Genomic DNA, 26,203 nt, shown 5'->3' with positions numbered 1-26,203 from the left:
TATCCAGCAGCGGTGAATCGCCATATCGCAATGCAAAAAACACGCCATCACCACGCCCACGGCGCTGAAGGCATTCTTTTCCACTTGAAAGATGAAACAGGCTCACAACCGCGCTTTTCCTGACAAAAAGCCGATATCAGTCATGTCGCCGAAAGAGAACTTTCCGGGCGATCAAATATTTCGCACTTGCAAAATAAAAAATCTTCTCCCTACCCTGTAAGCATGACTGGTTCTCATTCACATGAGGGCCAAGTCTCCGCCGCAACGACGCGGTATTTCTGTCAAGCGGCCTCCCAGGAGGCCAGCAGCAATGACGCTGCAACTTCGACTCTCCCGATTTCCGGGCGAGGCGTGGGTGTGCGGCGTTCATTCATCTCCGCATTCCCAGACCGAATACCGTGCGACGCCGGAGTTCCGGCGTCTTCCAGGTCAGAGCGGAGACAAGATGCCGGACCAATCTTCCTTCATCGCTCATGTACACCGCTCGGCCTCTGGCTTTCTTCCCGATGAAAGGACCCAGAAATGGCTTACGTAAATCCTTCTGAGTTCGCGGCAAAGATGATCGACGCAGGTGAGTCGAAAGTCTTCATGTCCACGAAGGATACCCTGATCCGCGCCTACATGGCGGGCGCCATCCTCGCACTCGCCGCGGCTTTCGCCGTCACCGTCGCCGTGAATACCGGTCAGTTTCTGATCGGCGCCCTGCTCTTCCCGGTCGGCTTCTGCACGCTCTACCTGCTCGGCTTCGATCTGCTGACGGGCGTGTTCACGCTCTGCCCGCTCGCCCTGCTCGACAAGCGGCCCGGCGTGACCGTGAACGGCGTGCTTCGGAACTGGGGCCTCGTCTTCGTCGGTAATTTCGCCGGCGCTTTCACTGTCGCCGTGTTCATGGCCATCATCTTCACCACCGGATTTTCCGAAGCGCCAAATGCGGTCGGCCAGAAGATCGGCGTGATCGGTGAATCACGGACCGTCGGTTACGCCGAGCACGGCTTCGCCGGCATGCTGACGCTCTTCGTCCGGGCCGTGATGTGCAACTGGATGGTCTCGACCGGTGTGGTCGCGGCAATGCTGTCGACTTCCGTCTCCGGCAAGGTCATCGCCATGTGGATGCCGATCCTGATCTTCTTCTATCTCGGCTTCGAGCATTCCATCGTGAACATGTTCCTGTTCCCGTCCGGACTGCTGCTCGGTGGTGACTTCACCGTGATGGACTACCTGATCTGGAACGAAATCCCGACTGTGATCGGCAATCTGGTCGGCGGCCTGACCTTCGTCGGCGCCACGATCTACGCCACCCACTACAAGACCTCACCGAAGCGGACCCCGGCGGGCACCTCGACCAAATCCGCCAGCGTTCCGGCTGAGTAATCCACAATCGCGCGGGAGCCCGGCCGGATGGCCGGGCTCTTCGACAACCGGAAACTCATAATGCCCAACGACATGAGCCCGACACCGGGCCTCACGGTCAGCGTCGGAAGTTATTCGGCCGCAGGCCGCAAACGCGTAAACCAGGATTTCCATGGCGCCATGCTGCCCGAAGGCAGGAGCCTGCGCCTGAAAGGCATCGTTCTGGCCGTAGCCGACGGCATCAGCACCAGCTCGGTCAGCCGGGAAGCTGCCGAGACCTGCGTCAAGGCCCTGCTGACCGACTATTACTGCACCACCGATAGCTGGACGGCCAAAACAGCCGCCAGCCGCGTGATGACCGCGACCAATTCCTGGCTGCATGCCCAGAGCCGGCGAGCCCATCTCGAGAGCATTGATCTCGGCTGGGTCTGCACACTCTCCGCCATGATCCTGAAACACCGGACGGCACATCTGTTTCATGTCGGCGACAGCCGGATCAGCCGCCTCAGCGGAGAGAGTCTGGAGCCACTGACCCGCGAGCACCACCTCACGCTATCCACGGGCGAAACCTGCCTCAGCCGGGCCATGGGCGCCGCCGCCGATCTCGAGATTGACTACCACACGGTCGATCTCGAAATCGGCGACACATTCCTGCTGACCACCGACGGTATCCACGACCATGTCCCGGCACGTGCCATCGCCGCCGCCCTGCGTGGCGCACCGGATCTCGATGCCGCCGCCCAAGCCATCGCGGAGGAGGCCACCGCCCTTGGCAGTCCGGACAATCTGACGATCCAGATCGTGCGTATCGACGGACTGCCCGAAAACGCGCTGGACGTTCCATCCGTTGAAGGCGGACACCTGATCCCGCCGCCCCTGCCTGAAACCGGCGCCGAGATCGACGGCTACAAGATCCTGCGCTCCATTCATGCGAGCCATCGCAGCCACATCTTCCTCGCCGCAGCGCCGGACGGCTCCCGCGTCGCCCTGAAAATCCCGTCCATGGACATGCGCGAGGATCCGGCCTATCTGCGCCGCTTCCTGATGGAGGAATGGGTCGCCCGGCGGCTCGCCAACCCGCACATCGTGGCCGCCGTCCCCGCGCCGGAAGAGAAGAGTGCGCTCTATACGGTCTCCGAGTTCGTCGAGGGCCGTACCCTAAGGCAATGGATGGCCGACAATCCGAACCCGGATCTCGACCTGGTCCGGGACATCGTCCGGCAGATCACACAAGGTCTGCGCGCCTTCCACCGCCAGGAGATGCTGCATCAGGACCTCCGCCCCGAGAACGTCATGATCGACGGAGACGGCACGGTAAAGATCATCGATCTCGGCTCGACCTACATTGCCGGAGTCGACGAGGCCGAACCGGAGCAGCGCGACATTCTCGGGACCCTGCAATATGCCGCGCCCGAATATTTCAACGGCGATCCGGTGACATGGAGTGCGGATCTGTTCTCCCTTGGTGTCATCACCTACGAAATGCTGACCGGCCGCCTGCCCTACGGAACCGCCGTCTCCAAGGTGCGCAGCCGCCGCGATCTCGGCCGTCTCGCCTACCGCAGCGCCTGTGACGAGAAAAACAACGTGCCGGACTGGATGGACGACGCCCTGCGCCGCGCCGTGCATCCGCATCCGGAACAGCGCCAGCAGGCCCTTTCAGAGTTCGACCTGGAACTGCGGCAGCCGGGCACCGGCTGGCGTGCCCGGAAACGGCGCCCGTTCGCCGAGCGCGATCCGGTCCGGTTCTGGAAAATCGTCTCGCTGATCCTGGCCGTTCTCGTTGTCCTGCTCCTCGTCCAGAACGCCGGAGCACTCTGAAACCCGAACAATGAAGAGGAAGAACGATGATTCTGCAGAGCAAGGAAGACGTCACCGCCCTGATCCTGTCCGCCAAGCGGCAGACCGGCATGACCTGGGAAGAGATTGCCGGAAAGATCGATATGAGCCCGGTCTGGACCCATTCAGCCTGCATGGGCATGAACGCGATGCCGAAGGAAAAGGCCGAAGCCCTGGTCCGCACCCTCAGCCTGCCGCAGGAAGCCGGCCTCCTGCTCGAGGAAAGCCCGACCAAGATCTGGGAACAGGCGATCCCGACCGATCCCTGCATCTACCGCCTGTATGAGATCGTCGGCGTCTACGGCCCGACCATCAAGGCGCTGATCCACGAGAAATTCGGCGACGGCATCATGTCCGCCATCGATTTCGACATGTCGATCACCCGCGTCGAAAATCTGAAGGGCGACCGGGTGAAGATCGAGATGTCAGGGAAATATCTCGGCTATAATTCCTGGTAGGCGCAGAGCGCGCCTCCGAGCGTCAATCGCACCGCGCCGTCATGCCGCCATCGACGATGATCTCCGTTCCGGTGACAAAGCGCGCCTCGTCGGAGGCGAGGTAGACCGCCGCATTGGCTGTATCGCGACCGTCTCCCATGAAGCCGAGCGGGATGCGTTTCACCCGGCTTTGCAGCAGGGCATCGACATCGCCGCCGGACCGTTGCCCGGCAAGCCGCGCTTCCACCATCGGCGTGTGAAGTTGGCCCGGCACAACGGTGTTTACCCGGATACCCTTCGGCGCATATTGCACGGCCACCACTTTGGAAAGCTGGATCACGCCTGCTTTGGTTGCGGCATAGGCCACCTGGGCAGCACCCGTCCAGCGCTGGCCCGAGGTCGAAGCGAGATTGACGATCGCGCCAGATCCCTGCGCATCCATGTGCGGCAGCACGTGCTTGCAGGTCAGAAAGACGCTTTTCAGGTTCCGGTCTATCTGGCTGTCCCAGGCATCCTCGCTGAGCTCGACCGGTCCACCGGCGGCGGACCCACCGACATTGTTCACCAGAATATCGACCCGGCCGAAACGGGCGATGCAGGCATCGACCATGGCGCGGACTGCATTGGTATCGGTCACATCCGTCAGCCGGGTTTCGATCTCCCCACCGGCCTCCCGGACCCGCTCGACGGTTTCCGCCAGTGCTTCCTCGCTAAGGTCGACCGCGAAAAGTTTCGCGCCTTCCTCGACAAAGCGTACCGAGATCGCACGTCCGTTGCCCCAACCGGGACCGACACAGCCCGCGCCCGTGACAATGGCAACTTTTCCCTCAAGACGTCCGCTCATACTCGCTCCCCCTATTCAAAACCGTAGAGGCGGGCCGGATTGTCCACCATCAGTGCCTGTCGGGCAGCCGCGTCCGGCGCGATCTCGCAGATCAGATCGACCAACTGGCCATCATCCGGAACAGGTCCGGCAAGATTGGGATGCGGCCAGTCCGTCCCCCACAGGACACGGTCGCCATGCTCGGCAACAAGTGTCCGCGCAAACGGCATGCCGTCGCTGTAAGGCGGGCCCTGCCGCGACGCCCGCTCGGAGCCGCTGACCTTGACCCAGAATTTTTCATCGTCGAGCAACTGCCGTAGTGCGGTGAAGGCAGGCTGGTCGAGACCAAGGCTCGCATCCACCCGGGCCATGTGATCGATCACCACCGGCACCCGGGAGCGCTTCAGATCCGGCACCATCTCCGCCAGAAGTTCTTTCTCCATATGGACCTGCAGGTGCCAGCCGATTTCGGCCAGCCGGTCCGTCATGCCGATCACATCGGACAAGGATGCCCCTTTGCCGAGATGCCGCATGAAGTTGAATCGCACGCCCCGGAAGCCCTGAAGCTTCAGAACCCGCAACGCGTCGAGCGATGTATCGGTTGGCGCTAGGGCAATGCCGAGATAGCGCCCCGGCCGCGCGGCGATGGCATCGGCGACCACGGAATTGTCAAAGCCGTGGCAGCCCGCCTGCACAATGACGCAACGCTGGAGCCCCATGGCATCATGCATGGCGAACAGCTTTTCCTTCGGCGCTTCACCCTCCGGCGTATAGGTCCGGTCCTCGGCATAGGGAAATGCGGAAACCGGCCCGAAGACATGGCAGTGGCAGTCCGTGGAACCGGGCGGCAAGGCCAGAGCCGGTTTTGACGGGTTCGGATGAAAGCTGGATTTCTGGTCCATTGTTATCTCGTCTTCTTTTCAGGACTTGGCCGGGGCCTCGATTTCAAAGGCATTGAGCGTCATCGAGATCAGGCTGTAATAGCCAAGCACCCCAACGAGATCGATCAGCCCCTCAAGCCCGAGGACGGCCACCGCCCGCTCGTGGAGTTCGTCCGACAAGCGACGGTCCAGATTGAGCTTGCGCGCCACCTCGTAGACGACCGCCTCGTCCTCTGCCTCGAATTCGGGTTCCCGATCTTCTTTCAGCGCATCGATCACCGGGCGCGGCAGGCCGGCCTTCTCCGCATGCGGCTCATGCGCCGCCCACTCGTAGGAAGCGTCCCAGATCCGTGCCGTTGTCAGGATCGCAAGCTCGGAAAGCCGTGGCGACAGGGAGCTGTCATAGCGGCAGTACCGGCCGAGCGCCTGGGCCCTGTCGGCCAGCCCCGGCCGGCGCAACCAGACCGCAAGCGGCCCGCGCACGCCGCCGCGGGGCCCGGACGCGATCTCGTCGTAGACGCGCTTCTGCTCCGCCGTCAGGCTGCCGGGATCAAGCTCAGGTATGCGGGGCATCATCATTTCCTTATTGGTTCAGGTAACGGGCTTCGGCGCCGCACTTCGTTCCCATGCGGGCACCTGCTGCCCAAACTCTTCGAGCCATGCGGCAAGCGGCGGAAACTCGGCCCGCCAGTCGAGCTGCTGGCGCCAGTCCGCGTAACCAAGCGCGCAGGCAAGCGTGATCGCGGCAATGCCGGGCGCGCGGTACTCGTCGAGATTGCAGCTGACTTCCGTCAGGCCGCGCCGGATCTTGCCATACTGGTGATCGAGCCAGACCTGACTGATCTGCTCCGGCTCGCGAAAACGGCCCTCATAGGTGACCATCAGCAGCGCATCGTTGATCCCTTCGGCGAGCGCGGCAAGGGTGAGCTGCCGGAAACGCCGGTCAGGCTCCCGGGGCAGGATCGCCCCGTCGCCATAACGGGTCTCAAGGAAATCCACGATCACCCGGCTGTCATAGAGCGCCGAGCCGTCTTCGAGGATCAGGGCAGGGATCTTTCCCAGCGGGTTGACCTGCCTGAGCCTGTCCTCCGGATCGAGCGTGTTGGCGTGCTGGACGGCGATCTGGTCGGCAAGCCCAAGAACATCAATGACGATCCGGACTTTTCGGCCATAGGGAGAGGTCAGCGAAGAATAAAGTGTCAGCATATCGGTTCCGTTGGTCAGCCGCGCATTTCATTGGAATGGCGACGGCCTACTGTTTCATCGTGTCCGGCAGGAAGGTTGCGATCTCCGGGAAGAAGCAGAGCAGGAGGAGCATCACCAGCCCCGCCAGGAAGAACGGCGTCAGCCCGCGAAAGACCTCGTCCAGCTCAACCCGCCCTTCCGACGCCGCCTGGACAACGAAGCAATTGATCCCGACCGGCGGCGTCACGGCACCCAGCTCGCAAAGCAGCACCACGAAGACGCCGACCCAGATTTCATCGAAGCCGAGGCCAAGCATCACCGGATGGGTGATCGGCAGCGTGATCGCCAGCAGGCCCGGTGCATCCATCAGCATGCCGAGCACCAGATAGATCAGCACGATGAAGAAGACGATGACCCAGCGATTGGTCTCCAGCCCGGTAAGGAAGCCGCCGAGCGCATGGGTCACGCCCGAGAGAGCCAGAAACTTGGAGAACAGGATCGCGGCAATGATGATGGCGAAGATCATGCCCGAGGTCTTGACCGTGTCGAGCAGGGTCTGCCGGATCTCGATGCCCCGCAGTCCGCGATGCCTGATCGCGGCCAGGATCATGGTGACCAGCGCGCCGACACCACCCGCTTCGGTCGGCGTGAAGAAGCCGAGATAGAGACCGAAGATGATCACCATGATGACCAGAAGCAGCGGGCCGACAAGACGCAGCGAGGCCACTTTCTCACGCAGGGTGAAGCGCTCGACCATCTGTGGCGCCGCTTCGGGATAAATCCGCACCCAGAGATAGGTCGCGAAGCAGAGGATGAAGGCAAAGAGGAAGCCTGGAATGACACCTGCCAGCAGCAGGCCGCCGATACTGGTATCGGTCAGGATGCCGAACACCACCATAAGTGCGCTCGGCGGGATCATCACCGCGAGAGTGCCGGAAATGGCAATCGAGGCGGCGGCGAGCCGCTTGTCATACCCGCGCGCCAGCATTTCCGGCAGGGCCAGCTTGGTGAAGACAGTCGCCGAGCCAACACTCGACCCAGCCGCGGCGCCGAAAGCAGCGGCACCGATGGTTGTGGAGATCGCAAGACCGCCCCGCAACCGACCGAGCCACTTCGTTGCAGCGTCGAACATATCCTGACCGAGGCCCGCCCGCATGGCGAAGAACCCCATCAGCAGGAACATCGGGATAACGCTGAAATTGAAGCTGTGTGTGGTATCGAAAAAGACGTTGCCCATCAGGGCTGTCGCCACATTGAAATCGCTGACAACCGCGAGACCAATGCCGCCGACCAGGGCCAGTGCCACCATGACATTGGCGCCGGACAGGATTGCCGCGATCAGCACGAAGGTGCCGATGGTTCCGATAACGAGACTCATCGCGGTGTCTCCCCGTCCTGGCGCTCGCCCATGGCGACGATGCCGATCTCAAGCAGGTAGCGCAGTGTCAGAGCACCAAGGCCAAAACAGACGATCATTTTAACCGGCCAGATCGGATAGGTGATCGACCCCCATTCCTGCTCTGACATGGAATAGGACTCATAGGCGAACAGCCAGCAGGCATAGGTCGCCCAGCCGAAACAGACGAACCCGAGGACCGGGGCAGAGAGATCGAGAGCCCGCTTCACGCCGCCGGTCAGATGCCGGTTCAGCACATCGACGCTGATATGGGCGCCAGCCTTCTGCGTGTAGGCGAGGGCGAGAAAGATCGACAACGTCAGCATGGATGCGGTGAGCTCGAACGCGCCGGTGATCGGCCAGTTGAGAAACTTCCGGGTCAGTGTGTTTGCAACGACCAGAAACATCATCAGGAACAGGATCGCCCCGGAAAGAACGGCCATCAAATCGATCAGGCGATCAAGCCAGGATTCAGCCCGGCTCAATGGCCCCGGCGCGGAACGTGACGCGCTCATCGGATACTCCCGTCTCAGGAAATCAAGAATGTCAGGATAAGTCCGGGATCGCGCAGCGGGCCAGCCAGTGCGCGATCCCGAGAAGATCAGAACTTCAGTTCGGCTGCGATCGCATCGGCCGGCAGACCCGCTGCGTTAGCCTTTTCGATCCAGCCCTTCCGGATCTCCTGCACACCGGCATCCTCGACCAGGGCCGCCGCTTCCGAAATCGGGAAGTCGATGACCGTGACGCCGGATGTCTTCCACTCTTTCAGCACCGCGGCAATCTGCACCTCCAGATCCACGGCATAGCGCATCGCATATTCCCGGCCGAGGCCGTCAACGATGGCTTTCACGTCATCCGGCATGCCGTCATAGGACTTCCGGTTCATCGTCACCAGATGGCCGAAGGAGGCGCCGAAGGGGAACTTGACGTAATATTTCGCGACTTCGTCCAGCTTCCAGCCACGTGCCAGGGCCGGGCCGATCGGCGAGCAATCGAGGATGCCCCGCTGCAAGGCTTCGTAGGCTTCCGAGGACGCGATCGAGACAGGTGTCGCGCCCATCGCCTCAACGATCTTCGGATAGGCAAAACCGTATGTCCGGATGCGCTTGCCCTTCAGATCGGCGAGGCCGTTGATCGGCTCGCGGCACAGCAGGCCATAGCTTTCCAGCGGCCGGAAGCCGATGGCCTTCAGGTTGTATTTCGCCATTTCCGCATCGAACTGCGGATACATCCGGTGCCATTTCTGCATCATCAGCGCGACCTCGATGGTCGAGTTCGGCTGCGGAATGAAGAAACCCACCGCATTGTTCAGCGGGAACTTGTCCTGGAAATACGGCGTGATGATATCGCCGAAATCACCGGCACCGGCGGACAGCGCATCGGGTATCTCGCGCGTCTTCGCAACGCTGCCGCCCCAGAAAACCTGGATATCGTGCTTGCCGCCGGTGCGGCGCGCGAACTCGTCGACCATCCATTGCGTGCTGATCGCCTGGGCATCGTTCGCGCCCTGCGGCTTCGAGGTGATCCATTTGTAGGTGTCGGCTGACGCGATACCTGAAAACAGGCTGGCACCAGCCAGAACAGCACCAAACAGACCCGTAACGGCGTGACGCCGCATACTGCGGAATTTCATAAGTACCTCCCTTTTTTTATCAGGCGTCGGATTCAGACCTCGCCCTTATTATTCCTTAGCTTGACGAGAATCCCCCTATCCCGCCAATGCATTAATTGTATTCATTCCATGCCCAAAAGAGATGGATATCGAGACGGTTTATCTCCGATACTCCTCGAAGTGCTTTACCCGCGCCGCCACCCGGAGTGCCGCCATGACGATCCGCGCCATAGACTGCCACATGCATTTTTTCGGTGAGGCCGCTCGCTATCCCTTCGCTCCACGGCGCAGCTACACCGTGCCGCCCGCCACCATCGAGGATTACAGGAAGGCGATCCGGGGAACCGATATTGCCCGGCTGGTGATTGTGCAGCCGAGCCTCTACGGCACCGACAATCGCTGCACCCTCGATGCGCTTGAAGAGCTTGGAGACACAGCGCGAGGCGTTGCCGTGATCGATCCGGAAGCGACCGGCGACACGGAACTGGCGACGATGCATGAGCGCGGTATTCGAGGTGTGCGGCTGAACCTGCATTCGGTTCGCACCGGCGCTCCATCGATCGAGACAATCCTGCCAGCCATGGATCGCGCGTTGGCCGGCAGCACCTGGCACATTCAGGTTTTCTGCGCACCGGAGACATGGGCCGCGATCATCCCGCTGCAGGACCGCCTGCAGCGGCCCCTTGTGCTCGACCATTTCGGACTGGTCGATCCGCTTCAGCCCGACCCCCATATCGAAAGCCTGAAACAGCTGGTCGACGGCGGCGCCTGGGTCAAGCTGTCGGGCAGCTACCGGATTTCCACCGGCCCAAACGGTCCGGGCGTTGCGGACCTCGCCCGGCAGGTCCATGCCATGGCGCCGGACCGCATGGTCTGGGCCAGCGACTGGCCCCACACCCCGAAGCATGGCGGCGGGCTCTATAGCGGCACGGAACCACTGCCGTTCCAGAAGATCGATACGGCGGGCCTCTATCACGCCATGGAGACATGGTTTCCAGACATGGGCACACGCCGGGCCATCCTGCAGGACAATCCCTGCCGCCTCTATGACTGGGCTGACTAGACGGGAGCTGCATCGCAATGTTCGATCACAGGATCCTCAGATACGTCATCACGGTCGCCGAGGAAGGCGGTTTCACGGCGGCGGCGCGCAAACTGCGCATTGCCCAGTCGGCGATCAGCCGTCAGGTCAGCTCGCTTGAAGAGGAACTCGGCGGCCGGCTGTTCCTGCGTCAGAAGAACGGCATCGAGGTGACGGAGGCGGGTCAGCGCTTCCTGCAGCACGCCCGGGAGATCCTGACCTCCATGGGGCATGCACGGGACGAGATCAGCTCCCTCCTCGGCGAGCCCAGCGGCTCGGTGGTGATCGGTGTGCCGCCGACCGCGGGCGAGACCCTGATGCCTGAGCTGTTCCGGATTTGCAGCGAGAAACTGCCGGCGATCCGGCTGCATGTCCGGGAAAGCTACTCAGCGGCGACCTATGAAGCGGTGCTGCGCAAGGAGCTCGATATGGGGCTCGTACACGACCCGGAACCTTTGGAAGAAATGCTCATCCTGCCTCTGGTCTCGGAGCAAATGCATTTCATCACCCATGCCGACAGCAATTTGCCGGATCGCATTCCCTGCAGCTGGCTGCAGGACCGCGACCTGATCCTTCCCGACGCGGCGTTCGGACTTCGGGACCTGCTGGAAAGATATGCCGCCCGGAACAGTCTCAAGCTGAACATCGAGGCTGCGGTGAATGGTGTCTCCATTACCAAGGCCATGGTTGCATCGGGTTTGGGTTCGACCGTGCTTTCGAAGAGCGCAGTCACCCATGAAGCCAGCCGGAGCATCCTGGCCTCCCGTCCGCTCCATCCGGAACTGAGCTGGCAGCTTTGCCTGATCATGCGGGCCGACCGCGCCGGCAACCGGAGCTTTTCCGAGCTGCACCGGGTGTTGAAGCAAGTGGTTGAGGCGCTTTCCCGGCAGAACGTCTGGTAACGCGATTATGTCCGGTCGCGACGGCTACCGGCAGCGAGGTTTATAGGCCGCATTAAAAGCCGTCCCCCAAACCGACCCACCCTACACGCGAGGCGCACCCAGTAACCAAAGCCCCATCGCCGTGTAGCCAACCATGAAGAGTGCCAAGAGGGTCTGGCTAACCACCGCCTTGCGGCCGGAACCCAGACGATCCAGCGCGATCGTGTGGGCCATGCAGATGCCAATGACATGGCCGATGGTGATGATCGCAGTCTGGATGTTCCAGAGGACGAAAACACTGTCCGGGCGGCTGAAGAATGAGGTGGTCGTGTGGTAATGCGCGGTCCCGAACAGATCCCAGCCCAGCGCAAAGGGGTCGGAGATCACCTGATAGACATACTGGTAGTCGACGAGAAGCCGGGTCAGGAAATGGGAGCCGTGATAGGCGACGGAAATCGGCAGGATCGAATAGACCAGACGTCCAACCAGCTCCTGCTCCGCATCCCGCGCTCCGGCCAGGCGGGCACCGATACGGACGCAGGCATGATAGAGAAACCAGACCAGCGCCCACGCTGCCAGCAAACCCAGCGTGTTCTGCCACATCACCGCGGAGCGGCCCGGATAGTTCAGCGGGTTGAAACCGAGGATTCCCATCCAGCGGAAGGTCGTGGACCAGCCGTCGAACGTTCCCGCCGCCAGCGACAGCAGCACAAAGGCCACGCCGCTTTGCGACAAAGGCGGCAGGGTAATCGCATGCACGCCGGGGAAACCAAGGCGCACTCGCCCGTCCACGCCAGGTCCCACCGGCGCTATCGTGCTCACCAGACGGAAATAGATGTGAAGCGGCTCGGCGCGGGCACACCAGTCTTCTTTTCCAAACAGCACCATGCCGGCGAAGTTGAACCCCCAGAACAGGGACAGATGCAGCACGAGCCGGTCCGGGTCCATGCTGTGCGGAGATATCAGGTCGACCCAGATGAAAATGAGAAACTGCGAGACCGCCAGCAGATAGCCGAGCCGGGCAGGCAAGGTCATCCGCGGCGGGAAATGGCTCCGGACGATATCGACGAGGCCGGTCCAGGGATTCAGCACGGCCCAGAGGTTGCCGAAAAAGGCACAGGCCAGAGTCATGCTGATCCAGCCGATGCTCCAGAGAACAAGTGGCAGCGGGTTCCGCAAGGGATCGTGCGCACCGGTCAGACCGGCGATCAGCAGCACCAGGACCAGGGCCGTCGAGGCAAGGGACAGAGAGCGGCCACCGCCCTCCGGCATGCGAAAAAGGGAGAGCGTGGCGGTCGCGATACGGTGGAATGGTTTCTGGGGAACGACCGCAAGCAGAATGAAAGACGCGGCGACCGCGAGGGTCGCCCCCATCGTGTAGAAATCCCTCGGAAGCAGCAGGATCAGGCCGCCAGCTGCCTCATGAGCAATGGCAACGGCGGGAACAAGCAGGAGGACAATGAGAGCGGCCGGGAGCAGGACAGCGCGCCGTCCCAACGGCGACAGGCAAGACGGCATGTAATTCTCCCGGCTCCGGCTACAATGCATGCGCTCAGACGGTCAGCCCACAGGACAACCGCCTCCGCGCCTAATGACCGACCCCCACATACTGATGCAACAGCGCCGTATTTTCCCGCACTTCGTCAATCGGGAACTCGGCCTTTATCTCTCCGTGATCCATGAAGGCCACGCGATCCGCGATCGGCAGCACAGCATCAACGCGTTGCTCAACCAGAAGCACGGCAACACCTGAATCCCGGAGCTTCATCACCGCGTCGCGGATACCCGCAATGGCAGACGGCATAAGCCCCTCGGTCGGCTCGTCCAGCATGATCACCGACGGGGTGATGCACATGGCCCGCGCCATGGCGAGCATGGTCTGCTCGCCACCCGACAGGGTCCCGGAGCGCTGTTTCATGCGTTCCTTCAGGACCGGGAAAAGCTCCAGCGCATAGTCGAGGCCGTCCCGCCCCTGCTCGCGCGTGAGCAAGCCGATTTCCAGGTTTTCCCAGACCGTCAGCTCCGAAAACAGCCGCCGCCCCTGCGGCACGTAGCCAATGCCCGCTCTGGGGATTTCCTCCGCCGGCCTGCCAAACAGGTTCACATCGTCCAGCCAGAGCGCGCCGGAAGCGGGCTTTACCGTGCCCATGATTGCTTTCAGCGCAGTCGTCTTGCCGGCGCCATTGCGCCCGAGAAGACACAGAACCTCGCCACCGCGCAGCTCGATGCTGAAATCCCGCAGCGCCTGGCTGCGTCCGTAGAAGGCGTTATAGCCCTCGACCCGCATCACACTCATGCGCTCGCTCCCAGGTAAGCGGCCTGAACGGCAGCATTGTTCATGATGGCGTCCGGTGTTCCCTCGGCAAGAACCGTCCCGCGCTCCATCACCGTGATCTGCTCGGCCAGCGTCATGACCACATCCATATTGTGTTCGATCAGAAGGACTGTGGTCGTCTTGTTCACTTCCCGGACAACCTCTTTGAAATTCGCGATCTCGGAGTCCGAAAGCCCCTGCGTCGGCTCGTCGAGGATCAGCAGTTTTGGCTGCAGCGCGAGCCCCATGGCGACCTCGAGAAGACGCTGGTGCCCGTAGGCCAGGGTCCCGGCGACCTCCTCCAGGCGATCTCCCAGCCCGACTGTTTTCGCCGCCTCGGCCGCTTCCGCCTCGATATCCACCTCGCTGACATGATTGCGGCTGAGCAGGCTGGGGCGCAGCCGGTTGTGAACCGCGACGCAGATATTCTCCAGCACACTCATCGAGCCATAGATATTCGTGATCTGGAAGGTATAGGCGATGCCCTTGCGCACCCGTTTGTGCGCCGGCATACGGCTGATATCCTCCCCGGCGAACTCCACACTCCCCGAAGTCGCCTTGATCCTGCCCGAAAGCAGGTTGACGAAGGTCGACTTGCCGGCCCCGTTCGGCCCGATGATGGCGCGGATCTCCCCTTCCTTGATCTGGAAGTCCACATTCTCGACCGCCTTCAGGCCGCCAAAATGCCGGGTGAGGCCCTTGGTCTTGAGCAACACTACTTCAGCCATGGCAGCCACCTGTCGCGAAGGGTTCCGAGAATGCCTGTGGGGAACCACAGCGTGACCACGATCAGCAGGGCGCCGATCACGATCAGATAGGCTGTCGTCACGCCGCTGAGGCGGTCGAAAAGCAGGGTCATCAGTCCCGTGCCGACGAGCGGCCCGAGCAGGGTTCCCGGCCCGCCGACCAGCGTGAACAGCAGCGCCTCGATGGAGATTTTGAATTCCGCGAAAGCCGAGCCGATATAGCCGAACATCAGCCCGTAGAGTGCTCCTGCCACGCCCGAGATGCCGCCGGAGACCGTAAAGGCCAAGAGCTTGATCGCGTAGGTGTCGAAGCCGAGCATGCGGGTCCGGTCCTCGTTCTCCCGCACGGCGACGAGCAGACGCCCGACCGGCCCCTGCGTGAAGGCGAACAGCCCAAGCAGGACCACGCCGAACACGGTAAGCGCCAGATTGTAGCGCGCGACATCGGAGGTCATGTCGACCTCCAGCCCGAACAGGGAGAAGCTCCGCGCGGAGGTGGGCAGGGTCAGGCCCTGATCACCGCCGGTGAATTCGGAGAAATACAGGATCAGCAAAAACGCCGCCTGACTGAACATCAGGGTGACGATCATGAAGGAAACCGTCTGTGTTCTGAGCGCAAGCAGACCGATCAGGAAGGACAGCACGATGGCGGCAAGGATGCCCGCCAGGAAGGCAACGGGAAGAGAAACGCCTAGATAATAGCTCGATAGACCCGCTCCGTAGACGCCCGCTCCGAAGAACATCGCGTGCCCGAGGCTGACGAGGCCGGTATAGCCCATCAGGACGTTGTACCCCATGGCGAAGACCGCGAGGATCAGGATCCGCGTGAACGCCAGGACCAGATAGTCCGACAGCAGGAACTGCAGGACGAACAAACCTGCCAATGTCGCAAGACAAAGCAGGAAGAGTTTCTTGTTATGGATAGACATCACCGGCCCGCCTTTCCGAACAGACCCTGCGGTCTGAACACCAGCACAAGCGCCACCAGCAACGTCGAGAAGATCTTGGCGAGCGTCGGCGAGAAGAAGACGGAGAGCAGCCCGTCGGACATGCCGATCAGGATTGCGGCGGCAATCGTCCCCGGGATCGAGCCGAGCCCGCCAACGATGACGACGACGAAGGACAGCAGCAACGGATCGTGGCCCATCAGGTAATGCGCCTGCTGGCTCGGCACGACCAGGACACCCCCGATGGCGGCCAGCATCGCACCAACCGCGAACACACCGGAATAGACCTTGGTTACTGGAATGCCGAAATTCTGCGCCGTCTCCTTATCGAACTGGGTCGCCCGCATGAACAGGCCGACTTTCGAATGGCGCAGCAGGTAAAGCAGCCCGCCGACCAGGACGAAAGCGACGGCGATGATGAAAAACTTGTAGCCGGAATAACCGAACCAGGGGAACCGCACCGTGTAATAGAACGGCGCATCCACGGCCTGCGCATCCGGCCCGAACGTGATCAGCGTCATCTGCTGGATGATGTACATCAGGCCGATCGTCGAGACGATGGTGGCCTCGGGATTATAATTGATCCGCTTCAGGATGGCCCAGTCGGCGGCCCAGGCCAGAGCGCCGACAAACACGGGCGCAATCAGCAAGGCCGCGATAAAGGGAACGTAAGGCGGGCCCGGAATCAGGTTCGCACAGACCCAGGCCGCGACCGCGCCGAGCATGAAGAACTCGCCGTGGGACACGTTCACCACGCGCATCACGCCGAAGACCAGCGACAATCCGAGCGCCGTCAGCATCAGCACGGATGCCTGCACGAGCCCTTCCAGCGTCGCCAGCAAGAGATAAGGAACAATATCCATTGAGTTGTTTGCGCCTTCGCCGCATGCGGATGGCGGAAACCCGCCGTCGCCACGGTATCAATTTCAGTGAAGGACGGCGGGCGCCGATCGTCTCGGCGCCCGCCGGTTATCGTGAAGGATCAGAAGGACATCTTCGTGTAGTCGGCTTCGTCCGGATACAGCGTGTCTTCGGGCGATACCGTGTGGACCACCTTCAGTTTGCCGTCGACCACCTTGGAGATGTTCTGCTGGGCAAAGGACTGGTGCATCTTGCCATTGAAGATTTTCCGGCCCTGCGGGAACTCGTTGCTTTCCTCGAATCCGGTGATGCTTTCCATCGCTTCCAGCATGGCGATCTTCTGCTTCGGCCCCTTGTAGTCGGCCATCTCCATCGCCTTCTTCATGGCAAACAGCGTCTCCCAAACGGAGAACATGTGCGAGAAGGTCGCGACGCTTTTGGGATCGTCGACGCTCGCGCCATTGGCATCCACGCCGACCTTTTCGCGATAGAATTTGTCGAACGACGTCTGGTTCGGCTGGGCATAGCGCGGCATGGCTTCCCAGAAGTGTGTGCCTTCAAGGTAAGCAAGCTGCGGGATATCGAAGGACACCGCTTCAAGGGAGTCGATGAAGCCGAAGATTTCCGGACGCTGGGAGCCGAGATGCTCGCCCAGCTCCTTGACGAAGGTGAGCACGCCCGGGCCGACCAGCACGTGGTAGATCACCTCCGTGTTGAGCGGAATCCGCGGCAGGTAGCGGGTGTAGGAGGTTTCGGTCGGCGGGATTGCGATATCGCCGACAATTTCACCGCCCTGTGCCTCGACAGCCGCCCTCAGATTGTCCCGGTGATCGTATCCGAAGGCATAGTCCGGATAGATCATCGTGACTTTCTTGCCGAGATTATCCGTGATCCATGGCGCCATCGAGCTGACCTGGCTCTTCACGTCGCTGATCGACGGCTGGAAAACGTACCGGTTGAAGGCACCCGCCGCGAGCGAATGGGCTTCGGAGCAGAGGAAGTAAGGCATTTTCAGCTCACCTGCACGTGGTGCGCTGGCAGCCGAGACATGAGAGAACAGGTGGCCGAAGATCGCATCGACCTTGTGCTCAGCGCTGAATTTCTCAACAGCTTCGACACCGCGCTTCGGATCGGTGCCGTCATCCTCTATGATCAACTCAACCGGCAGGCCGTTGATACCGCCCTGCTCGTTGATCAGCTTCACCGCCGCGAGCGCGGTCCGCTCGTACCAGCGGCCATAGGCTGCGCCGATGCCAGTCCGATGGAACGGAGCACCCAGCTTGATCACGTCGCCGGATTGCGCCACCGCGCGACCGATAATTCCCGGAGCAGCAAGCACCGTACCAGCAGCAGCCATGCCCTTGAGCAGCGAGCGCCGCGGCAGAGTCAAATTCTTCTTTGTACCGATAGTATTCATCTTATCCAGTCTCCCGATTTAAGCCATTCCCGTGGGGTAGATCTTGTTTTTCCCGGCCGCCCGTGCCGGATTTTTATTGGTTCAAAGGCGCTTCAGTCCCTGCATGTTTTATTGGGAAACCATCGCTTCTCCGCCCATCCTTGGCGGCAGCGTCGGCTTCCGGAATTCCTTTGTTCTTCAACCCGTTTGCACAACTCCCGGAACAGGGAGCAATCCCTCGATCCAGCCGGCAATGTCCTCGGCGTCGGTCACATCGGCATATTTCTGGCCCATGTCGTAGAGGTTCGCTTCATGTGGCGCGGCGGCCCGGTCCGCGCAGCAATCTGCCGCGACAAGGACGTTGAACCCCGACTGTACAGCATCCACCACCGTCGCCCGCACGCATCCGGATGTCGTCGCCCCGGCAACCACAAGCGTGTCGACACCAGCCCCCGTCAGCAATGCGGCGAGAGAGGTGCCGAAGAAGGCGGAAGCGCCTTTCTTGACGATCAGCGGATCACCGGGCTGGATGCCCGTGCCTGTATCGATCTCGACAAGCCGTGATCCTTCCAGGAGCGCTGTCATGCCACGCGCCTTGCGCAGCCAGGCGGTGTGTTCCAGCTCTCCCGGCTGATAGGCGATTGTGGTGAAGACAACCGGGAAACCGCCCGCACGCGCAAGGTCCGCCAGCCGCTTGGTCCGGGCGACTTCTTCCGCCATGTCCGACGCCGTCGGATAACGCACGTCGGTGAAGCCATAGCTGAAATCGACAACAAGGGTCGCCGGGCGCACGCCGCGCGGCACGGAATTTCCGAAACCGGCGGCCTGATATACCTGTTCCTGAGACATAAATTCATGCCCTCCCCGGAAGAGCCGGCCGATCAGCCACGGTCCATCTTCATCTCGTCGACAACAATATCCCCATCCACCACGATCGGTACGTCGTCCAGGAACAGAGAGCAGTTCCGCATCGGAATATCGAGGTGACAGGGCGTGTCGTTCGGCCCGCCCAGCTCATTGTTCGGCCCGGTGGAGAACATCACGTTGCCGTAGAAGCTGCGTGGCTCCATGCCCATGCCGCCCGGGAACGCGCCCGGGGTCATGCCATGCCACTTGGCGTTCGGGTTCATACCCCAGCCGACATGACTCATGCCCTTACCGCGCTCGTCATTGAAGTCCTCCATGTAGGAGATCACCAGCTCCGCATCGAGACCGCCCCGGATGTCCTGGACCCAGCCTTTTTCGATCGTGTAGACGATGGCCTCTTCCCGCACATACATGTTCTGCGGCAGCAGGATGTCGCCCGGCGCCACGACGATCTGTCCATCGACGCCGTCATCATCCGCGCCCGTGAAGACGAAACCGGACGGCCAATGATCCCACCGGCCCGGCTCATCCGTGCAGGCATATTCGGCAATGGTCGGATAGGTGTTCAGCTTGTAGGTCACATCGGTGCCGTGCGGCGAGGTGATCCGCATCACCTTGGCCTTGGACAGGATCTCGGCGCCGATCTCGACCTTTTCGCGCAGCTCCTTCGACGGTAGCATGCGGGCCAGAAGCTCCGGCGGCTCCACCGCGGTCAGGACGCGGGTGCCAGCCGCCTGGATCGCCATCTGTTCCGGAGAGAACAGCAGGAAGATGCAATCGATAAGCATGTCGCAATTCTTCAGCGCCTCGACGGCCTCCGGCATTCCCGCCAGCCCCGTCATGCCGACATTCCAGCCGCCAATCGGCAACGGAGACGGCAGACGCATGTGGTACATCACCGCCCCCAGCCGCTGACCCGCCGCCATGAAGGCATCCGCATAATCCAGCCGGTCACTTCCCTGGGTCAGGACGATCAGCTTCTCGCCCTCATGCACGCCGGACATCTTCAGCTGATGCAGGCAGATTTCCGTAAAGCTTGCTTGATCCATCGATGTGCTCCGGGTTCGGTCCAGTTACGTGTCTGCTCGGCTCAGGCCAGTACTGTATTGAAGTCCATTACGGCGTCGAGGAAGCCGTCCATATTGTCCCACGGGATCATATGGCCCGCACCTGCAACGGTGCGGATTTCCATATGCGAGGCCAGCTCCTTGATTTCCGTCACGTCATCATCGCCGATGACTGGCGCATCACCAGCCACGACCAACCGCATCGGCAGCTTGAGATGAGGTAGATCGCCATGAATGTCATCGGTCTGAAACCCGTCATAGGCAATGCGAATGGCATCGAGCTGACAGGTTCGCAGCCACTCCGCCCGGAGCTTGAGCTGATCCTCCGTCCAGGTCGGGCAAAATGCCTTCATGTCCTCGCCCGTGCAGCCCTTCTGCGACATCACGATGGAGTCTTCATACCAGGGCCAGGGTGACGGGTAGGCCGGACGGCCGGGACCGGAAACGGGCGGATCGACAAGCACGAGCCCACCGAACACATCTTCATTGCCGCGCGCGGCCCGGATCGCAATCCGGGCACCCATGGAATGCCCAAGGACAACGGGTTTCCGAAGTCCCGCGGCCTTGGCGACGGCAACAGCGTCCGCCGCCATCGCATCGAGCGAGTAATCCATATCGCCTGCCTCGCTCAGGCCGCGACCGCGCACATCCAGAACGTGAACGTCAAACCGCTCCGACAGACGTTCGGCAACAAACCCCCAGGTGATCGCCGGCGAGGTAATCCCCGGAATGAGCAGCATCTGCGGCCCGTTGCCTTCGTAGTGAAGCAAGTGCTGCAGGATGCCGTTTGCATGGAGATTATAGCCGTACAAGATCCCGGTCCCTTCAATACGAGCCTGAAGAATAGGTGACGCGGCCCAGCCTGGCCGGTATCCGCACGCACCCCGGCAAGAAAGCCGGACCTTCAGTTCTCATCGTGACGATCGAACGCGGGACACTCTGTCCGATCCGTTCGCTCCTCACCATGACAACTTCCGCTGCAACGATGAATTTCAGCGTAATTTAATCATTTGTATAATAACAAGATAAAAATTTGAGCCAGCGCACAAACACCGCGTTTGGTGCTAAACCGGGGCTCGCAAACCAGCCGACAAAAATGCCACCAGATGGCTCAGCATCTGGTCTTTTCCGATATCCGTGATGTGCCCGCTGGTCAGGTCCTGCAACCGCCCGAGATCGTTCAGCATAAAGAGGTAAGTTCCGACCAGAAACGCCATACGCATGGAGATGACGTCCTCGGGAATGTCCGGCAAATTCTTTGTCAGCACCGTGATGTAGCGGTGCAGCGAGGCGTCGTAGACCTCACGGCGCAGACGCAGGGCATCCTCTTCCGGCTCAGCATGCAGCCGGGCCTGCATACGGACGAAGGCAGCCCCGCCCGGCCCGCTGTATTTCATGTCCCACTGAGGCTTCAGGTAGGCCAGGATGATGTCTTCCACAGCCAATGGCTCGCCGCGATCCAGCAGGGCGTCGAGATTGACATGCCGGTGCCCGGCGAGGACACGCCCCCGACGGCGAAACACATCGTCGAACAATTTCCTCTTTGACCCGAAATAGTAGCTGATCAGGGCCTGATTCACCCCGGCCCGCGCGGCAATGTCGCGGACCCGCGCGCCGGCGAAACCGTGTTCGGCGAAAACCTGTTCCGCGTGATCGGCGATGACATCCCGCAAATCGCCATTGTCTTTCGGGCGTCCGGGCTTGCGTCTCCGCTCGCCGTCATCATCCGGGTTCGCCGCACTGGCCTTCCCTGGGTTAGTGGATATTCCGTCCATGGTCCCGGCGCCCCGCTCGACCGACAAATGACTTAGTATTCTGTTTCTGTTTAATATTTCAATAGAGCTTCGCGAGCAATCGAAGCAGGCTCGCACGTTCCTTCGCAGTAAGCGGTGCAAGCGTTTCTTCGGTAATCTGACATGCAAGGGGCATCAGTTTCGCGATCAAATCCCGCCCTGCCTGGGTGGTGGAAAGCATGTAGCGCCGCTTGTCGGTCTGGCTCTTCTCCATCTTGACCAGATCCCTCGCCATCAGGCGCGCCAACACCCCTTTTGTGGTTGCAGCATCCATCCCGACGAGACGGCCAAGCGCATTCTGCGAGATCGGTCCATCGACCTCGGACAACCGGACCAGCGTCGAAAACTGCACCGCCGTCAGCTCCCCGCCCATCCTCTCCGTGAAAATGGCCATATGGCGCTGATTAGCGAGGCGCAGCATGAAGCCAACCTGATCTTCGAGGCGATATGGCCCGGGCACATCCGCAACATCAACGGTCATAAGTCTTCGATCTCCATGGAAGCGCTTACACTAATCCAAACGACACAAGCGCTGTGAATGCTCGAACAGTCGGCATCCCCTGCCCTCCTATATTTCCGTGCGTCTGGCAAGCGCTCTCGTTCGCCTGCATATTAATTGGGCAGGCGTCATTTGATGGGCAAAACTGACGAACGGGGACGCAAATATATTTGCATACATACAAAACTTCGCTGAGTATCGAGGGCAATTAAGCGGGGGACTATGGCGGGTACAATCAAGCTTACTGTGAACGGACAAGCGCTGTCGCTTGACGCGGACACGCACCTGACGCTGCTCGATCTGCTGCGCCACCGGCTCGGCTTGAACGGGCCAAAATACGGCTGCGGCATGGCACAATGTGGTGCTTGCACCGTTCTGGTAGATGGCGCACCGGCACGCGCCTGCGTCCTGCGGGCGGTCAAGGCAAACGGCGCTTCCGTCACCACCCTGGAAGGGTTGCCGGATACCGAAACCGGTGAAATGCACCCCGTGCAACAGGCTTTCGACGAGAAGCAGGCCGCGCAATGCGGCTACTGCATCAACGGCATGATCATGAACACGGTGGCACTGCTCGCCCACAATCCATCTCCGACAGACGACGACATCCGCCAAGCCCACCGCCATCACCTTTGCCGCTGCGGCACGCACCTGGAAATCATCGCCGCCGTGCGCACCGCCGCCGAAAACCTGGCGGCAAAGACCGAAGAACACGCCCGATGACCGACAATCACACCAGCACCCTCGAAATCTTCCGGCAAGTCGGCGCCGTCCGCGAGACCTTCATCCGGATCGATGCGGCGGGTCAGATCACCGCCTATAACGGCCATGTCGATCTGGGGACGGGGATCGAAGTCGCCCTTGCCCAGATCGTCGCTGAAGAACTGAATATCCCTCTGGACCGGGTCCGCGTCGTCCTCGGCAATACGGAAGAGGTACCGGATCAAGGCCCGACGATTGCCTCCGAGACGATGCAGATCACAGCCATCCCGCTGCGCAAGGCCGCCGCCCAGGCACACCGCCAGCTGCTGCGGCTTGGGGCACTGCGCCTCAATGCCCCGGAGGAAGACGTCACATCGACTGACGGCGCCGTCCACTGGCAGGCCGAGCGCTGTGACTACGGCACACTGATCGCCGGGCAGGAAATCGCCCTGCCGCTTGACCTTGAGACGCCGGTGAAGGACCCCGCACACTACCAAATCGTCGGCACATCGGCCCCGCGCCGCGACATGATGGAGAAGCTGACGGGGCAGCAGCTCTATGTGCATGACCTCGATATCGAGGGCATGGTCCACGGCCATGTTATCCGGCCGCCCTATGCCGGGCGCGACACCGGGGATTTCATCGGCAACAGCCTGATCGACTATGACGCATCCTCCGTCTCCGGCATGGACGGGCTGATCGACGTCGTGCGCATTGGCGACTTTCTCGGCGTCGTGGCCGAGCGTCCGGAGCAGGCCCAGCGCATCGCCGAAGCGCTCGACGTCACCTGGCGCCAGCCGCCGCCCCTGCCCGATCTGGACGATCTGGTTCACAGCCTCAAATCGCATCCGTCCACGCCGCGCGCACTCGACCGCAGCGGTGATTTCGAAACCGGCATGGCGGAAAGCGCGAAGACCCTCGCGCGCACCTATGTCTGGCCCTATCACGAGCATGGCTCCATCGGCCCGTCCTGCGCCGTCGCGGACTGGAACGGTGCCGACCCGATCGTCTGGTCCGGCACCCAGAGCCCGCACCTGCTGCGCGCCGACCTTGCCATGCTGGTCGACTTACCGGCCGAGACAATCGACGTCCGGCGGTATCAGGTTGCCGGCTGCTTCGGCCGCAATTGCGCCGACGATGTGTGTGGCGATGCCCTGTTGCTGTCGCGGGCCACCGGCAAGCCCGTCCGCGTGCAACTCACCCGCGCCCAGGAACATCTGTGGGAGCCGAAAGGCGCCGCCCAGATCATGGAAGTCGAGGGCGGCATGACGGCGGGCAACGACCTGCACGCCTATGCGCTCGACACCTGGTACCCCTCGAACCGGGGACCAAACCTTGCCCTGCTGCTGACCGGCGTGATTTCCGGCGAGCCGCGACCGGCGGACATGGGTGACAGGACAAGCATTCCGCCCTATCGGGTGCCGCACAAGAAGATCACGGTCCACGACATGGCCCCGATCGTCCGCGCCGCCTATATCCGGGGCGTCTCGGCGCTGCCTAACACCTTCGCGCATGAAAGTTTCATCGACGAGATGGCCTTCGAGGCCTCTGAGGACCCGGTCGCCTTCCGCCTGCGTCACATGACAGATCCACGTGAGGCCGAACTGGTCCGGCGCACCGCCGAAGCCGCTGGCTGGGAGAAACACGACGGGCCGCGCTTCCGGCGCGAGGGCCGCATGGCCTTCGGACAGGGCTTTGCCTTCGCAACCTATGTCCACGGCACCTTTCCCGGCGTCGCCGCCGCGTCGGCGGCCTGGGTCGTCGATGTTTCCGTCGATCTCGAAAGCGGGGTCGTCACCCTGCACCGTGTGTTTGTCGGCCAGGATCAGGGGCTCGCGATCAATCCGGACGGAGTCCGCCAGCAGATCCACGGCAATGTCATCCAGACCGCCGGACGGGTGCTGACCGAGCAGGTCACCTTCGACGAAATTACGCCAACACCGAAAAGCTGGGCGACCTACCCGATCCAGACCTTCTCCGAGGTTCCGGATATCCAGACCCTTATCGTCTCTCGGCCGGAAGATCCGCCGCTCGGCGTCGGCGAAAGCGCGGCAGTGCCGAGCGCCGCCGCCATCGCGAACGCCATCTTCGACGCCACCGGCGTGCGCATGCGGGAAGCGCCGTTCACACCGGAGGCAATGCGCAAGGCACTCGGGAACACGGACGGCCCGCTGCGTCTGCAAGGACAAGCCGAGGCAAACGATAATGGACGCCGGAACAAGCTTCTCGGCTGGGCGGGCGCCCTCGCCGGTGCCCTGACCCTCGGCGCGGTGTCGCTGCCGCTGCATCCCCCGATCCAGCCAAGCCCGGCACCCAAGCCCGGAACCTTTAGTGCCGAAACCCTGGAGCGGGGACGGCAGGTTTTCGCCCTTGGCGATTGCGCAATCTGCCATACGGCGGACGGCGGCCTGACGAATGCCGGCGGGCGCGCCATGGAAACGCCGTTCGGCACCGTCTGGACCACCAACCTTACGCCAGACCCGGACACAGGCCTCGGCAACTGGTCCTATGAGGCTTTCTCCCGAGCCATGCGCAGGGGTATCAGCCGCGACGGAAGCCATCTCTACCCGGCCTTCCCCTATACGTCCTTCGCCAAGATCGGCGAGGAGGACATGTTCGCGCTCTATGCCCATCTGCAAACCCTTGAGCCGGTGAAGGCCGAAACTCCAACCGCCCAAATGATGGCGCCGGTCAATATCCGGTCCGGCATGGCGCTCTGGAACGCCGCCTATCACGACGCCGCGCCGTTCCAACCGGATGCATCCGCTTCCGAGATCTGGAACCGGGGAAAATATCTGGTCGAGGCGGCGGGTCATTGCAGTGCCTGCCATGCCCCCCGGAATCTCCTCGGGGCAGAACAATCGCTGATGACCGGCACCATGGTCGACGGCTGGTTCGCGCCCGCTCTGCAAGGCACGGAAGCCGGAGCGCGCGGCTGGACCGCAGACAGCCTCTTCGCCTATCTGCGAACAGGGCTCTCCGATCATGCCGCTGCCGCCGGACCAATGGCGGAGGTGGTCAGCAGCATGACGGCCCTGCCGGACGACGATATCCGCGCCATGTCGGTCTATCTCGCCTCGCTGATACCGCCCGGCGCCCCGACCATGCACGCAACACCGCCGTCGCTGGCGCCGGACGCGACGCACCGGATCTTCGAAAGCGCCTGCGCCGTCTGCCACGATCCCGCCATGCCGGACCTGGTGACCGCCGCACGGGTTCCGCTGGCCGCTTCGGCAGTCCTGCGCGCGCCAACGCCGGAGGCCTTCCGGAGCCTGCTCGATCAAGGCATCGAAGCACCGGTCAACCTCGACCTGCGTGACATGCCGTCCTTCAGGAACGAGTTCACCTCGGCCCAGCGGGATTCGCTTGCGGCCTATATGCGGGCCCGGTTCGCACCCGATCTTCCGGCTTGGTAGGGGGCCGGGAACGCTCAGGGACGCGGCATACCCACACTCGGGGTGTCGATTGACATTTGAACCAATATTGTTTGCATGCTAATGACTAATATCATTCGCGACGAGGGAAAGGA

The 26,203-nt window shown here is 61.9% G+C and carries 25 protein-coding genes; 7 read left to right on the top strand and 18 right to left on the bottom strand.

Features of this window, described 5'->3' with window-relative positions; translation table 11 throughout:
- Window positions 1-522 precede the first annotated feature (522 nt).
- The 3 genes from K328_RS0115120 to cynS are packed head-to-tail and all read left to right on the top strand — an operon-like array spanning window position 523 to window position 3,647.
- Window positions 523-1,371, top strand: coding sequence for a formate/nitrite transporter family protein (locus K328_RS0115120; protein ID WP_028466690.1), 849 nt, complete (start codon window positions 523-525; stop codon window positions 1,369-1,371).
- 60 nt (window positions 1,372-1,431) lie between these two features.
- Window positions 1,432-3,171, top strand: a complete 1,740-nt coding sequence (locus K328_RS0115115; RefSeq protein ID WP_245577564.1) for a bifunctional protein-serine/threonine kinase/phosphatase — start codon at window positions 1,432-1,434, stop codon at window positions 3,169-3,171.
- A gap of 26 nt (window positions 3,172-3,197) precedes the next feature.
- A complete protein-coding gene (cynS, locus tag K328_RS0115110) occupies window positions 3,198-3,647 on the top strand; it encodes a cyanase (protein WP_028466688.1) in 450 nt (149 codons plus the stop codon).
- Between the two features lie 22 nt (window positions 3,648-3,669).
- Here the strand turns inward: cynS and K328_RS0115105 are convergent, their stop codons facing one another.
- The 7 genes from K328_RS0115105 to K328_RS0115075 all read right to left on the bottom strand — a co-directional run bounded on the left by K328_RS0115105 (window position 3,670) and on the right by K328_RS0115075 (window position 9,544).
- Complete coding sequence (locus K328_RS0115105) at window positions 3,670-4,470, bottom strand: SDR family NAD(P)-dependent oxidoreductase (RefSeq protein ID WP_028466687.1); 801 nt, start codon at window positions 4,468-4,470, stop codon at window positions 3,670-3,672.
- 11 nt (window positions 4,471-4,481) lie between these two features.
- Window positions 4,482-5,351, bottom strand: a complete 870-nt coding sequence (locus K328_RS0115100) for an amidohydrolase family protein (protein WP_028466686.1) — start codon at window positions 5,349-5,351, stop codon at window positions 4,482-4,484.
- An 18-nt stretch (window positions 5,352-5,369) separates the two neighbouring features.
- Window positions 5,370-5,903, bottom strand: coding sequence for a carboxymuconolactone decarboxylase family protein (locus tag K328_RS0115095; RefSeq protein ID WP_028466685.1), 534 nt, complete (start codon window positions 5,901-5,903; stop codon window positions 5,370-5,372).
- A gap of 18 nt (window positions 5,904-5,921) precedes the next feature.
- A complete protein-coding gene (locus K328_RS0115090; RefSeq protein WP_028466684.1) occupies window positions 5,922-6,536 on the bottom strand; it encodes a glutathione S-transferase family protein in 615 nt (204 codons plus the stop codon).
- 46 nt (window positions 6,537-6,582) lie between these two features.
- Window positions 6,583-7,893, bottom strand: coding sequence for a TRAP transporter large permease (locus tag K328_RS0115085; protein WP_028466683.1), 1,311 nt, complete (start codon window positions 7,891-7,893; stop codon window positions 6,583-6,585).
- On the bottom strand, window positions 7,890-8,426 hold the full coding sequence (locus K328_RS0115080) for a TRAP transporter small permease subunit (protein ID WP_028466682.1): 537 nt from the start codon (window positions 8,424-8,426) through the stop codon (window positions 7,890-7,892). The genes K328_RS0115085 and K328_RS0115080 overlap by 4 nt, the downstream gene beginning before the upstream one ends.
- Before the next feature lie 86 nt (window positions 8,427-8,512).
- The gene (locus K328_RS0115075; protein ID WP_028466681.1) at window positions 8,513-9,544 is read right to left on the bottom strand and encodes a C4-dicarboxylate TRAP transporter substrate-binding protein; all 1,032 of its coding nucleotides are present in this window, start codon (window positions 9,542-9,544) and stop codon (window positions 8,513-8,515) included.
- Window positions 9,545-9,737: 193 nt separating this feature from the next.
- On the opposite strand from K328_RS0115075, the gene K328_RS24260 reads away from it, so the two are divergent.
- Entirely contained in the window at window positions 9,738-10,586 is an 849-nt protein-coding gene (locus tag K328_RS24260) for an amidohydrolase family protein (protein WP_169721215.1), read from the top strand.
- A gap of 17 nt (window positions 10,587-10,603) precedes the next feature.
- Complete coding sequence (locus K328_RS0115065; RefSeq protein ID WP_028466680.1) at window positions 10,604-11,506, top strand: LysR family transcriptional regulator; 903 nt, start codon at window positions 10,604-10,606, stop codon at window positions 11,504-11,506.
- 81 nt (window positions 11,507-11,587) lie between these two features.
- On the opposite strand, the gene K328_RS0115060 is transcribed toward K328_RS0115065, so the two are convergent.
- The 11 genes from K328_RS0115060 to K328_RS0115005 form a co-directional block, all read right to left on the bottom strand.
- Window positions 11,588-13,003: a hypothetical protein gene (locus K328_RS0115060; protein ID WP_051284957.1), complete on the bottom strand. Its 1,416-nt coding sequence runs from the start codon at window positions 13,001-13,003 to the stop codon at window positions 11,588-11,590.
- Window positions 13,004-13,073: 70 nt separating this feature from the next.
- A complete protein-coding gene (locus K328_RS0115055) occupies window positions 13,074-13,781 on the bottom strand; it encodes an ABC transporter ATP-binding protein (RefSeq protein WP_028466678.1) in 708 nt (235 codons plus the stop codon).
- Window positions 13,778-14,527, bottom strand: coding sequence for an ABC transporter ATP-binding protein (locus tag K328_RS0115050; protein ID WP_028466677.1), 750 nt, complete (start codon window positions 14,525-14,527; stop codon window positions 13,778-13,780). Before K328_RS0115050 ends, K328_RS0115055 begins: the two co-directional genes overlap by 4 nt.
- A complete protein-coding gene (locus K328_RS0115045) occupies window positions 14,515-15,474 on the bottom strand; it encodes a branched-chain amino acid ABC transporter permease (protein ID WP_028466676.1) in 960 nt (319 codons plus the stop codon). The genes K328_RS0115050 and K328_RS0115045 overlap by 13 nt, the downstream gene beginning before the upstream one ends.
- Complete coding sequence (locus tag K328_RS0115040) at window positions 15,474-16,355, bottom strand: branched-chain amino acid ABC transporter permease (protein ID WP_028466675.1); 882 nt, start codon at window positions 16,353-16,355, stop codon at window positions 15,474-15,476. The genes K328_RS0115045 and K328_RS0115040 overlap by 1 nt, the downstream gene beginning before the upstream one ends.
- Before the next feature lie 119 nt (window positions 16,356-16,474).
- Window positions 16,475-17,770, bottom strand: coding sequence for an ABC transporter substrate-binding protein (locus K328_RS0115035; RefSeq protein ID WP_028466674.1), 1,296 nt, complete (start codon window positions 17,768-17,770; stop codon window positions 16,475-16,477).
- A gap of 177 nt (window positions 17,771-17,947) precedes the next feature.
- The gene (locus tag K328_RS0115030) at window positions 17,948-18,598 is read right to left on the bottom strand and encodes an isochorismatase family protein (protein WP_028466673.1); all 651 of its coding nucleotides are present in this window, start codon (window positions 18,596-18,598) and stop codon (window positions 17,948-17,950) included.
- A 32-nt stretch (window positions 18,599-18,630) separates the two neighbouring features.
- Window positions 18,631-19,665 carry a 2,5-dihydroxypyridine 5,6-dioxygenase NicX family protein gene (locus K328_RS0115025; protein ID WP_028466672.1) on the bottom strand — a complete coding sequence of 345 codons (1,035 nt, stop codon included), beginning with the start codon at window positions 19,663-19,665 and terminating at the stop codon, window positions 18,631-18,633.
- Window positions 19,666-19,706: 41 nt separating this feature from the next.
- A complete protein-coding gene (locus tag K328_RS0115020; protein ID WP_281169436.1) occupies window positions 19,707-20,495 on the bottom strand; it encodes an alpha/beta fold hydrolase in 789 nt (262 codons plus the stop codon).
- 252 nt (window positions 20,496-20,747) lie between these two features.
- Window positions 20,748-21,458 (bottom strand): TetR/AcrR family transcriptional regulator, encoded by a 711-nt coding sequence (locus K328_RS0115010; protein WP_028466670.1) that lies wholly within the window; start codon window positions 21,456-21,458, stop codon window positions 20,748-20,750.
- Between the two features lie 58 nt (window positions 21,459-21,516).
- A complete protein-coding gene (locus tag K328_RS0115005; protein ID WP_028466669.1) occupies window positions 21,517-21,957 on the bottom strand; it encodes a MarR family winged helix-turn-helix transcriptional regulator in 441 nt (146 codons plus the stop codon).
- A 240-nt stretch (window positions 21,958-22,197) separates the two neighbouring features.
- On the opposite strand from K328_RS0115005, the gene K328_RS0115000 reads away from it, so the two are divergent.
- A complete protein-coding gene (locus tag K328_RS0115000; RefSeq protein ID WP_028466668.1) occupies window positions 22,198-22,695 on the top strand; it encodes a (2Fe-2S)-binding protein in 498 nt (165 codons plus the stop codon).
- Window positions 22,692-26,090: a molybdopterin cofactor-binding domain-containing protein gene (locus K328_RS0114995; RefSeq protein ID WP_028466667.1), complete on the top strand. Its 3,399-nt coding sequence runs from the start codon at window positions 22,692-22,694 to the stop codon at window positions 26,088-26,090. Before K328_RS0115000 ends, K328_RS0114995 begins: the two co-directional genes overlap by 4 nt.
- Window positions 26,091-26,203: the final 113 nt, after the last annotated feature.

The organism is Nisaea denitrificans DSM 18348 (assembly GCF_000426505.1).
Taxonomy (GTDB): domain Bacteria; phylum Pseudomonadota; class Alphaproteobacteria; order Thalassobaculales; family Thalassobaculaceae; genus Nisaea; species Nisaea denitrificans.
Note: the sequence above shows the minus strand (reverse complement) of the source record. Positions and strands in the feature narration are given on the sequence as shown.